This is a genomic window from Paenibacillus sp. 1781tsa1 (assembly GCF_024159265.1).
Classification (GTDB): Bacteria; Bacillota; Bacilli; order Paenibacillales; family Paenibacillaceae; genus Paenibacillus.
Genome location: NZ_JAMYWY010000001.1, coordinates 3672174 through 3684183, shown reverse-complemented (window position 1 = coordinate 3684183; position 12010 = coordinate 3672174). Strand labels below are relative to the sequence as shown.

The following is a 12010-nucleotide window of genomic DNA, read 5'->3' as shown; positions in this document are numbered from 1 at the left end:
CGTTAACTCTCCATTCTTGATCAGTTTCGCTTTACATGTGCACTCATAATGTCCTGTGTACCAGTACTGGTCGGTATCCTTCAGGTGCTTCCATCACAACTGCAATTTCTTTCGGAGCACATACTTCCAAATGAAACGTGGACTCGCTACCGTCCTCTTCCCGAATCTCCCATTTCACGTCGATCCTTCCGTTGCCAGGCAGAGGTACAGCTCCTTTTGCCCATTGCAGATGGCCAGGCTGGGGGGCAACTTTAACTCGGGTCCAACCGTCTGCAATCGGGCGAACCCCGAGCACGGATGTTCCCAAAAAGTAACCTGGTGCTGCCGACCAGGCGTGACAATGACTGCGTGTCAGGTATTTCGGATTAGGCCGATTCTCGGCAAATCCCGGATACATCTCCCAGCAAGTAGTCGCCTCATGTTTCACCATTTCCCCAAACTTCTCTCTCATGTCCCGGAGCATTAGATCTGTCTTGTTGTTCATCACTAGCGCTTCATAATAGAAGAACGTCATGAACGGACTTCCTATAGCTACAAAATCCTCAGGTGGCGATGTTAAGTACGCGTTGAGCTTCTCCTTTCGCTCATTAGCTGCAATACCGGTAACCAGCGCCATCACCTGCGTCTGCATACTATAGGTGCGGGAAAGAGAGCCATCGGCATGGATGCAGTCCACATAAGCCTGCCGATCCTCACTCCATAGATAACTGTTTATGGCGCGGGTTACTCTTTCCGATGCGGAACAGTAGTATGGGCTGTCTTCTGCGCAACCTGCCAATTCGGCCAATTGGGCCGCATCTGCCAGCGTGCGCGCAAATATCGCATTTTGATGGGTGACCGTTCCGTCGTTCGGCTGCTCCAATGGTGCCCAGTCCAGCAGATTCCAGGCTTCAATGAACAATAGTCCTCTGGCATCGATATGTGAGATATAGTGATCGAGCGTGAACTTTACCTTTGGCCAGATTTTCGCTGCAAAGTCTCTGCTTCCTGTATGACGGACATATTCCAAGCAAGCAGTGACCCAGAAAAACGTCCAGTTTGGAATCACGCTGCTCCAGCCGCTAGGCACCTGATTCACATAGAGCGGCGATTGCCGGTTTGATCCCGGAACAAGCTGCAGACAATGTTTTACGATATCTGTTGCACCGAATACATAGTAGTTCACGAGCGCTTCATTACGGCTGTCGCCAACCCAAAATACCTGTTCATACGTGGGACAATCTACAAATGTATCTTCCATGCACAGTAGGGTAGTATGCTTGCTGATCTCCCAAATGTCATTCAGGATCGCGTCCGAACTATGGAATCGGCCGATCTCTGCCACCGGATAATTGCTTTGGACAAGGCTAATGCCGAACAGCCGTACTGGTCTCGTATTCCCGTGTATGGTAAGCATGAGATAACGAAGTCCGCGCCGAATCGGCGATTCGTAGCGTTGTCTGCCTTCGCGGCATACGTAGCGAAGCGTATTATCCACACCAAAGGTATCCTGTCGCCAGTCGCCGTCCATATACTCGAAGCCATACGCGTCGATGACGGTACCTTCCCCCGCATCGACCTCGAATCGCAGATAGCCTGACCATTCGCGGCCAAAGTCCAGAATCAGCTCCGTGCTCCTTCCGCCAGAGCTTGTCGGCACGATTGCCGGCTGCCGATTGGCGACGCATACCTGCTGCAAGTCCGCAGGAACGGGACGCGGCTGCTCCTGCATCTTCCAGATGCTGGACGCAAAGATTGAAGCTTCCGAGCTAAGCCTCTCGGGAAATGGCTTCATCCAGCTGCGGAATGGAGCAAGTTCAGGGACGGAAGCCAAGCTGCGGCATCGCAGATATGCATCGGCGTCCGGAAATGCCTTCTCGTCCAGAGGCTGATTGCCGCCAAAGCCCTGATATGCACGGATGGGATCGCGATCGGGCTGGTGGTCGATATGCACAAGGGTGGCAAACGGACCAATCAGGACAAATGGTGTGTTGCTCATGGGCGCATCTTCGAATGGGGACACAACCGTAAACGGAAGATCGCAGTCGATTCCAAAGTGCAGTCCTCCGCCATGATCCTGCCCTGCCAGCTCGATCAGCAGCAGATTCTCCCCCTGCCGCAACCTAACCCGCTGAAGCCTGCGCGGCCGTTCTCCCTCCATATCTGATGCAGGATAATATGAGCCGTTAAGCGTGATGCCACGAAGAGCATGGAACGCGCTGAAAAATCCGACAACTGCTTCGGCTTCGCTACTTGCACGAATGACCGCTGCGACATAGCCGGCAAAGGATACCGGATTGGCGTGCATCCGACTTGCCGGCTCCATCGCTTCACGTACATCAAGCACATGCGTCCAGGACACAAGAGATGCTTCTTTCAATGATTCCACTCGGACAGGCCATACTTCTTGCTCCGTCAGTTCCGGAATATCATTTGCAACCAAACATTCCCATGGCGCATCCCCAGGCGTGCCGATGATGCGGGCAGGAGTCCAAATGCCTTGCTCTTCGAGCGACAAGGTTTCAACTCCCTGCCAACGATCATTCCAGCAGCGAGCATCCACCTGTTCGGCAAAGCCAAGCTGACAGGACATGCGTGCCGACCTTTGTTCATATCCGTCATGCAGAGCGGTCTGCCAGGATGCATCCGTACCCACAATAAGTTCTCTTCTCAGGTAACCCCCATCAGCCTCATCGCGAACGGACTCCAGTTGAGCGAGAAGCCCGCCCCTTCCCGGCAAATACGCAAACGTAGCTACACCATAGCTGATAACAAGTACAGCCAGCGTATTACGACCGGAATGCAGCAGATGGCCCACTTCATGCACGTGATAGTTAAGTTCAAAAGGCCAAGAGCGATTGGGTCCTCTTCCGCACAGCACTCCGTTGACATATAACACATATCGGGCATCTGCTGTGATGGTTACCTCGGCGCTTCCATGGTCCCCATGATGCCATTCGAATTCCCGGCGAAAACAACGCCATTCGTTGCGCGGCCAGTCCTCGCCTTCTCCCCAGATCCATGAGGCATGCCACGTGAATGCTTCCGTCTGAACAGCGCTCTCTTTCCGTTCCGTCGGCAGATCCCTCCCGCCAGTCGATAAAATATGCTCCACGGCTGTATCAACTCCCGTTTGACTGAATGTTTTAAAAGAAAAGGAGCTAAAACTTCACAGCTTTAGCTCCTCTTCGTGACGCTTGTCGTTACGAGCGAAGTCGTATTACAGCCCGTGAGCTTGACGAAGCCGCTGTACTTCGGCGTTATACCAGGCGGTAAACTCATCTGCTCCTGCTTTTTTGAATGCCGCAAGTGCAGCCTGTTTATTTGCTTCGAACGCCTGCTCATCCTTGGAAAGAATTACTTTGGCCGCTTCGCGCGCTGCCAGTTCTTTAAGTTCTGCTTCCTGTTTCTTCAATTTGTCGTCCAAGGTTACGCCTGGAACGGTGTTCCGCTGTACGATCTCCTCGTCCGTCATGCCGTCCATCCAGCTGGTGAACGTATTTAGTTTGCCTTGATCGATCCAATTTTTAAATACCTCTCCCGAGTAAGAAGCGCCATAGTGTTCTGCAAAATCTTTCTCAAGCGGGGTGGCCGCTTTGGACAGCGCCTCCTCCGAGGTAAAGAGGTCGACCGGCATTTTGTCATCGGGATTGACCATGTCACCGCCCAGACCGATGATGTTGCGATCCAGTGAAAGTCCGGTTGCTTCGTATGGAGCTCCGCCTGCTGCTTTTAATGCGAGTGTTTCGTCCGTAAGTGTCGGTTTGCCGTCTACCATCTTCCAGTGCTTGCCTTCTACGCCGTTATACATGGTGCGTGCACCTTCATAGGAGTATATATAATTGAGGAATTCCATCGCTTTTTCAGGATGTTTGGATGTTTTGGATATGCTGTAGGCTTTATCCTGCCATCCGAGCGGATTGACTGCTCCCGTCCAGGCCAGTTTGCCAGCAGGCACAACCAGATATCCTTTGCCATCATTGGCATGCTGTGCATTGAAATCCCCCATTGCCCAAGTGGCGGGGCCGACAACGATCTGTCCTGCAGTAGCCTTAGCCATGTAGTCATTGTTCTTCATCGTCAGGGAATCCGGATCGAGCAATCCTCTGCGTTGAGCCTTATTATAAAAGTTAAGTGCAGTCCAGAAGTTGGAGGACTCGTCGGTCAAGTTACTGATGAAATCGCTGCCGCCAACTTTGGATGCAGTGAGGTCGCTTGTAGTCCCTACATTCTCGGTAAAGATGATTGGCGGAATCGTATAAGGCCATAATCCCCAATCTTGCCACATGGACACGCCGTACACTTTTTTGCCGTCTTCGGTCTGCGGGTGCTTTTCCACAATTTTTCCTACAACGTCCAGCAAGTCATCCATCGTAGCCATTTCCGGGGTGCCAATCTCCTTATACCAGTCCCAACGAATCGTCGGGCCTATGGTGATTGGCGCAATGGAAGTACCCGGTTTGGATTGCACTTGGGGAGGCAGGAAATACAGGTTTCCGGTACCGTTGCTCCAGTTCTTTTTGCTGTATTCGACCACAGTACCGATGTTCGCCGTAATGTCTTTGCCGGATGTAGCGAGCAGGTCGTCGAGTGGAACGATTAGATCCCCTTCAATCAATTGTTTTTGATATTTGTTCACGTCCGTACGCACCAGGTCGGGCAGATCGCCGCCAGCGAGCAATACATTGAATTTGTTTTCGTCTGCTTCAACGTATTCAATTTTGACACCGATCTTCTCGGCAATAGCCTTGGCCACTTCGTTGTTCTGCTGCGTATTCCACTTGGAGCCGGTTTCCATGATGAGCACTCGCAGCGTCACGAGGTCTTTGTCCGAGCCGGTATCTGACGAACCGGTTTCGCCTGTGCTGGTCTGGCCCGTTCCCGAGCCGCTGCCCGTACAAGCTGCCAGCAGCAAAGACGTCATCATGAGCAGTGCAATTACTTGACGGAACGACTTTTTAGTTCTCATGTCATAACCCTCCTGTTTCTTCTTCTATAATTATCGGCGATTGCCGGATAATCCGGTGTGATTGCACCATATACAACCTTAACCCTTGACGGCTCCCATCATGATGCCTTTGACAAAATACCGCTGCAGCATCGGATACACCAGGACAATCGGCAGCGTGACAAGCATCGTAATGGTCATGCGAATGGACTGCGGTGTGAGCGTCCGGACAACATCGCCGCGGGTCAACTCATCTGTCGTCATGTTGGACAGGTTACTGGACTGGTTCAGGAAGTTGTAGAGTACCAGTTGCAACGTTTGCAGCTTCGGATTTTCCACCAGGAAAAAGTTGTCGAACCAGGTATTCCACTGACCTACGGCGGAGAATACGGCAATGGTGGCGATAATCGGCATCGACAGCGGGAAAATAATGCTCCGATAGATCCGGAAGTAGCCGGCACCATCGATCTTGGCCGATTCCTCCAGGGATGCGGGTAGCTGTTCGATGAACGTTTTGATCAAAATGATGTTAAAGCCCGACATCGCGCTTGGAATGATGTACAGCAGGAAATTATTCTGCAATCCATACGTTTTCATGGTCAGATACCATGGGATAAAGCCTGCATTGAAGTACATGGTGATCAGTACAAAACGGTAAATGATTTTGCGGAACGGCATCTCTTCTTTGGTAATGAGATAGGCAAAGAAGGAACAGCTGAACACTGTAATCAACGTTCCGAGCACGGTCCGGGAGACACTGACAATGGCAGCGTCCATGATGCCCGGCAATTTCACCGTCGCTTGATAAGCTTCAAGGGAGAAGCCGGCTGGCCAGAAATATACCCCTTTCTGGACCTCGATGGGATCGCTGATCGAATAGATGAAGATATAGTAGAAAGGATATATGGTGATGATGACAAGCAAGGACAGCACGATGTAATTAAAAAGGGTGAACGTAAGGTCTTTCCAGTCGGTGTGGCGGACGGGACGAAGCGTCTGTCCTGCGGGTTGTGTGCGCATATTTGTTTTGCTCCTTTCCCTGGGGTCAGACGATGCCTTGACCGCGAACTTTCTTGGATAGAATGTTGACGCTGAAGAGCAGCAGAACGCTAATTACGGTTTTGAAAATGCCCACAGCTGTCGAGTACGAGTAGTCACCTGTCACCAGTCCGAGCCGGTATACGTAGAGGTCAAGCACTTCAATCCGGTCTGCAATCATGACGTTGCTGAACACGAGATACTGCTCAAATCCTGCGGACAGCAGGTTGCTGACGGAGAGCAGCAAAAGCACAATGAAGGTCGGCATGATGCTTGGCAGCGTAATGTGCCAAATCGTACGCATGCGCCCGGCGCCATCCACCTTGGCTGCATCGTACTGTTCGCTGTCGATGCCAACGATGGCAGCCAGATAGATGATGGCGCTCCATCCTGCGGACTTCCACAGCAGCAGCAAGGTTTGCACCGTCCATACCCGGTCATAGTTACCAAGAATATCCACGGGTGGACTGCCGATCCCCGTTTTCATCATGATGGAATTGACGGCTCCCTCCGTACTGAACATGCTGAATGCGAGGGAAAATACGATGATCCAGCTAATATAATTCGGTAGTGTAGAGACGGTCTGCACCAGCCTTTTGAACCAGCCGGAGCGGACTTCCGAGATCAGTATGGCAAGCAGCATCGGTACGGGAGCGGTTGCAATGGACAACAAGCTTAGTGCCAGCGTGTTCGCCAGCACGGGTCCCATCCGTGGATCATCCAGCATGTTGCGGAAATTTTCCAGCCCCAGGAAAGGGGTTTGTTGAAGTGGGATGCCTGGTTTGTAATCAAAGAATGCGTAGATCCATCCGAATAAAGGTACGTAGCTGAAGGCCAGCGTAAACAGTACAAATGGTGTGGCCAGAAGCAGGAGGTGTATGCCGTCCTTGCGATTCAGCTTGCCGGTCCTTTGGGTTACGGCTCTGTTCAGGGTCTTGGTACGTTGCATATGAATTTCTCCTTTGTACGTGTGCTTTCGTATTGGCTTATTCATATGATAACGCTTTCTTTATGGCCCTTGAATGAAAGATCTCCTGATTTGCTTGAAAAAAACAAAGCTGCCCCGCAAGCTGACTTGAACAAATTTAAGGCTCCGCTTGAACGAATAAACAGTGTCCTAATATGAAAAAAACGCCCTCATGTGCTGCCTTTCGGCGAAGCTCACGAGAGCATGGATCATTTGAAGCCGCAGCTCCTCTTCTATAATCGATGTACAGGCAATGTAACGATGGCCTCAGCGCCTTGATCGGCCGGAACGAAATGAATACCGAAGTCCGGTCCATAATACAAACGAATCCGTTTATTGACGTTATTCAGTCCGATTCCGCTCCCGCCAACAGTGGATATGGGCGATTCCCCCTTGGCCAGCTTTTCGTTTAACTTTAAGATGCTCTCTGCATCCATTCCGACGCCGGAATCGGTGACCCTCAGCATCAGACGTTCCTGGTCAACCGAGGCCGTAATTCCAATCTGAATGGCAAAATCTTCGCTCTGTCTGCCGGAAGCAATGGAATTTTCCAGCAGCGGCTGCAGGATAAAACGTGGCACCTGACAATCCATCCACTCTTCAGCCACGTCCATTGTAAATGTAATATTATTGTTGAATCGCATGTTAATGATCTTCAGATAATTGTCCAGATACGACAGTTCGTCCCGCAGAGAACACATGGAGTCTTTGCTGGAGAATACGGGGCGCAAAATATTGCCCAGTGCTACAATCGTATTTACGATGTTGTCCGCCTTCACAATGACAGCCATCCAGCGAATCATGTTCAAGGTGTTGTACAGGAAATGCGGATTGATCTGATACTGCAATGCCTCCAGTTCCAGCTCCCTCTTTTTTTCCTGAATCTCATTGTTTTTGTCCACCAGTTCTACCATGCTGAGCGACATCTCATTAAAGCGGCGAATGACCGTGCCCAGCTCATTATTCGGAACGTGATCGACGGTAACCCCGAGTTCACCGCGGCTCATGTCTTTCATTTTGCTAGACAATTGGTTGAGCGGTTTAATGATTTTGCGAAGCCAGAAATAGGAGGCTATGAATATCGCAAGTACACTAATCGTGAACACGAGTACAAGCATTCGTTGAACGCCCAGAATCTGGTCTGCGTACTGACTGAGCGGAATTTCTTTCAGCAGGTACCACCCGCCGTCATGAAGTTTGTAATATACAACCTGCATGCTGCGTCCGGCCTTTTCGTCATCCAGGCTTCCGTAAGCTCCGTCCGTAAGCTCCGCACCCGGTGTGAAGTGGCTCTGCGTACCCACCCGATCTGCTTCACTGGCCGAAATGATTGTTCCGTCAGCGCTAGCGATATACATGTCGCCTTCTTCACTGTTCAGCGCCGTAGCGTAGATGGATGATAGATACCGTTCATCGATATTAAAAATCAGCGTGGCGCTTGTTGTTGGATCATAGATGGCACGCGTGCCACGCATCAGGCTGATCAGGTAACCATCGTCCTCTCCGGTCAGATAGGGATTGTAGAATGATTTTTTGATTCCGGAATGGATAACCAGATGAGGATACTGTTCGAGCGTTTGACGGAAGGGCTCGGAAGTAAAGAAGCTCTGCTGCCATGCGTCCCGATCATAAACGAGCGTCCGCTTCTGACTTCCTCCTACTGCCCCGAGATTGTTCGCCGTAATATAAATCGAGTCAATATAGTTATAGTTGTCGATGAAATCGGCAATCACCCGCTGCACGTCGTTTTTCGATTCGAGAAATTCCTCTTCCGTTTTCTCCGAAATTTTGTACAAAAACTGCTGAATGTGATCATCCCGCAAAAAAAGCATGGATAGGCGATCGATCTCTTTCACCAGGCCGCCTATGTTATGGTCAAGCTGTTGGAATTGCTGGTAGAGCAAACGTTCGTTCTGGATTTTGATCATATTCTGCATAAAGGAATAAATAAAATAAGAAGCCCCCGCCAGTACGGCGAGGCTGATGACCATAATATACAGAATAAGCTGTGTTCGGAGCTGTCTGGAGACAAACAGGGATTTGACGGATGTCCTCATTCATGTCACCCTCTGTCTTTGAGCGTCGTTTGGCGCCGATATTCGTTCGGATTAAGACCCGTGATTCTTTTGAATACCTTGCTAAAATACGTATACTCGGGCGAAAAGCCGACCAGAGCCGGCACATCGGAAGAGCGCAGTTGATTTTGGGCAAGCAGGTCCTTGGCACGTTCAATCCGATAACGGTTCACATAATCAATATAAGTGATCTGCAGCTCTCTCCGGAACAGGTTGCTGAGATACCCCATGCTTAGACCTACATGGTCTGCAACCATCTGGAGACTGATGTTTTCGGTATAATGACGTTTGATGTACTCAATGGCGCGGGTAATCTCATCACTCATTTGTAAGCGCTTGCGAATTAAATCAACCAACGTGTCAATATAGATAACGACCTGGTCAAGCATATCCGGCATCGTGTCACAGATTTCCAACTTTTCGGTCATGCTAAGCAGCAGCGTTTTTTCATTGTTATGATCATATACATTCGTATTAATCCACTGTACAAACTGGTAAATGGTGATCTCCATTGATTTTCGCTCTTCGTTCATGCCGCGTTCAATCTCATCCAGGAATTCATCGTATTCTTTCTGTTTGAGCGACGGAAGCAATTCCCGAAGAGGTGTATGACTTCGAAGCCGTTCAAGTCGTTCAAGCACGCCCGAATGGTCTGCACGCCCTGTTCCTTGATGATGTTGTCCGGGACCGGTGATGAATTTACGCTGTAACGCGCGTTGTGCCTCGGCGTATTGTCTCGGCAGCGAGTCATATCCCCCATTGATGCTGCTGATCCCGAACGAAACGGTACTGTTGAAATAATGACGGATCGTATCCTGAACATGTTCGAGCAACTGCCGAAGTTCCTGCACGATGGATTGTTCGGACAATATATCGGCATAATGCAACACAAGCGCGTAATGCCGGTCGTTGATCTGAACCGCCTCTCCCCGTTTATAACCTGACATGATCTCGCTTAAAATGTTTAACAGCGACATCTTGACTAAGTGGCCGTGTTCATCCCGAAAACGTTCCTTGAGCGAGGCATATCGGTCCACTTCCATTACACACACGACGAGACGAACGGGCGAAAGACGCAGACCGCTCTCCGAGACGAACCTGGCGAATTCCTGCGTTGAGAAGATGCGATAGAACATAAAATCTTTAAACATCTTTTCCTTCACAAGCTCCATATCCGGAGACGCCGTCCCTGTCTTTTGCGATTGAGGTAGGATAATATGCTGCTGATCCAGCTCTTCCCTGACCCCTGTTAGTACCTGCTCAATCTCTTCTTCGGTCATGGTTAGTTTAAGAATATAACTGGACACATCCAGTGTCAGTGCTTTGCGAGCCAATTCAAATTCTTCCAGACATGACAGCACAATGACGCGTGTATGTTTGTCTTGCCTGCGGATGTTGGAGATCAGCTCCATGCCATCCATTCTGGGCATACTGATATCGGTAATGACCACGTCGGGTTTCTCGCGCTCATAATAATCCCATGCGGCCAGGCCATCCGGGAAATCGGCCGTAACCTCCAATCCGAATTTGCTCCATTCGACGGAGTTCTTTAGTCCGATGCGAACGAGCATTTCATCCTCCACGATCATCACCTTATACATGCATTAGACCCCCTTCAAAATCAAAATCCAGTCATTCCCTCTTCCGCTGGTTGGGGCTGCAAAACGTTTAATGCCTTGATTCGGTATTGTAGAATCTGAATCTGAAGAAACCTTGGTTGTATCTCCTGTTCTGGGGCAAAACCACATGGCATTTGCTTTCTTGCCCTCAATATACCCCATGACGACATCGACGTACAAGCCATTGGGCAGATAAATGTAAGCGTTATATTTACTCTGCGCAGCTACGGCATGATTTGCGCCTGCACGGTTCTGATGAATCAGATTCGAATTGGGTCTCCAATCCGGGCCCAGCTCCCCTTCGAGTAATGCACGCGCATGGCGCATCTGCTCCGCACCAGGACGATGCAGTGCTTCCCGCCAGGACATAATGAAATAATCCCCTTGGCTGTTCGATTCCATGAGATCATGCGGACCTTGGTACATTGACCATATGGAATGGTGTCCATACGTATGACCCAGCGCACCAGCAAATAAAGCGTAATACGCAGCTTTCCTCACATCTGCTGCATCGAAATAGCCTTGTTCACCCCTGAAGCCGACAGGAATATCCTCGTAACATGGCTCGGCATCAAGCGTGGGTTTCGCCGGCTTACGTTCATAATCTTGCTGTACACGTCTATCATTGGTAATCTCCCGCTCCCCGTGTCCGGATTGAATCATGTTGAAATCAAGCCACGGCTCATCATGCAGTTGGCGAGAAGATGAATCGCATCCCGGTGGATGGAACGTCATTAGCTGCCGGGCACCACCTTGTTTCAGCCCCTGTGCCATGGACGTGACAATTGCGAAATGACGCTTTGTCTCCAGAGGACGGTCTCCCCCCAGTACCCAGATAATCTGAGGATATTCAGCGTATCGCTCTCCCAGCCATTTTCCGTAATCAAAGGCCGTTTCCGGTGAAAATATTTCTGGCCCTTTCCCCCACTTCCTGTTGAACTTGTCACCCCAAGTCGGGAGCAGTGCAACATACAGACCCAGATTGCCTGCAAGTTGAAGCATAGCGTCTACATGATCCCAATAGGAGTAAGGTCCATCGGTATCCGGACGGATTGGTTCAGGTTGACCGTTCTCGTCCATATGAAAAGGCAGTCTGCCTTGAGCATCGCCCGTTGTGGTACCGCTGAACTCGGCCAGCAGCACCGTTTGAATGACCGTGAAACGCTGGTTGGCCCTTGTACGAAGGTACAGTTCAGTCTCTTCCCGGTTCAAACGATGCAGAAGTTCCCAAGCCGTGTCACCGAGCCAGAAAAAAGGGACTCCTTCCGACGTTTCCAGATAGCGACCGGTGTCGGAAACCTGAAGCGCAGTGATGGTAGAGTATGGATTAGTTGACATGTTATTAGACCCTCCCTATTTTTACAGTTCCATGGGCATTGCAAGT

At 50.3% G+C, this 12010-nt stretch carries 7 protein-coding genes; all 7 read right to left on the bottom strand.

What is annotated here, in order from left to right; genetic code table 11:
• Nucleotides 1-43: 43 nt before the first annotated feature.
• The 7 genes from NKT06_RS16215 to NKT06_RS16185 all read right to left on the bottom strand — a co-directional run bounded on the left by NKT06_RS16215 (nt 44) and on the right by NKT06_RS16185 (nt 11964).
• On the bottom strand, nt 44-3094 hold the full coding sequence (locus tag NKT06_RS16215; RefSeq protein ID WP_253436451.1) for a family 78 glycoside hydrolase catalytic domain: 3051 nt from the start codon (nt 3092-3094) through the stop codon (nt 44-46).
• A gap of 105 nt (nt 3095-3199) precedes the next feature.
• Nucleotides 3200-4948 (bottom strand): extracellular solute-binding protein, encoded by a 1749-nt coding sequence (locus tag NKT06_RS16210; RefSeq protein WP_253436448.1) that lies wholly within the window; start codon nt 4946-4948, stop codon nt 3200-3202.
• Nucleotides 4949-5026: 78 nt separating this feature from the next.
• A complete protein-coding gene (locus tag NKT06_RS16205) occupies nt 5027-5947 on the bottom strand; it encodes a carbohydrate ABC transporter permease (protein ID WP_253436444.1) in 921 nt (306 codons plus the stop codon).
• 25 nt (nt 5948-5972) lie between these two features.
• Nucleotides 5973-6914, bottom strand: a complete 942-nt coding sequence (locus NKT06_RS16200; RefSeq protein WP_253436441.1) for an ABC transporter permease — start codon at nt 6912-6914, stop codon at nt 5973-5975.
• Between the two features lie 251 nt (nt 6915-7165).
• The gene (locus NKT06_RS16195) at nt 7166-8989 is read right to left on the bottom strand and encodes a cache domain-containing sensor histidine kinase (protein ID WP_253436438.1); all 1824 of its coding nucleotides are present in this window, start codon (nt 8987-8989) and stop codon (nt 7166-7168) included.
• Nucleotides 8990-8994: 5 nt separating this feature from the next.
• Nucleotides 8995-10608: a response regulator gene (locus tag NKT06_RS16190; RefSeq protein ID WP_253436435.1), complete on the bottom strand. Its 1614-nt coding sequence runs from the start codon at nt 10606-10608 to the stop codon at nt 8995-8997.
• Nucleotides 10609-10611: 3 nt separating this feature from the next.
• On the bottom strand, nt 10612-11964 hold the full coding sequence (locus tag NKT06_RS16185; protein WP_253436432.1) for a glycoside hydrolase family 140 protein: 1353 nt from the start codon (nt 11962-11964) through the stop codon (nt 10612-10614).
• Between the last annotated feature and the right edge of the window lie 46 nt (nt 11965-12010).

Bases quoted from the DNA above. Each gene is read 5' to 3' on its own strand.
- NKT06_RS16210 (WP_253436448.1), bottom strand. From the start codon at position 4,948: ATGAGAACTAAAAAGTCGTTCCGTCAAGTAATTGCACTGCTCATGATG.
- NKT06_RS16205 (WP_253436444.1), bottom strand. From the start codon at position 5,947: ATGCGCACACAACCCGCAGGACAGACGCTTCGTCCCGTCCGCCACACC.
- NKT06_RS16200 (WP_253436441.1), bottom strand. From the start codon at position 6,914: ATGCAACGTACCAAGACCCTGAACAGAGCCGTAACCCAAAGGACCGGC.
- NKT06_RS16195 (WP_253436438.1), bottom strand. From the start codon at position 8,989: ATGAGGACATCCGTCAAATCCCTGTTTGTCTCCAGACAGCTCCGAACA.
- NKT06_RS16190 (WP_253436435.1), bottom strand. From the start codon at position 10,608: ATGTATAAGGTGATGATCGTGGAGGATGAAATGCTCGTTCGCATCGGA.
- NKT06_RS16185 (WP_253436432.1), bottom strand. From the start codon at position 11,964: ATGTCAACTAATCCATACTCTACCATCACTGCGCTTCAGGTTTCCGAC.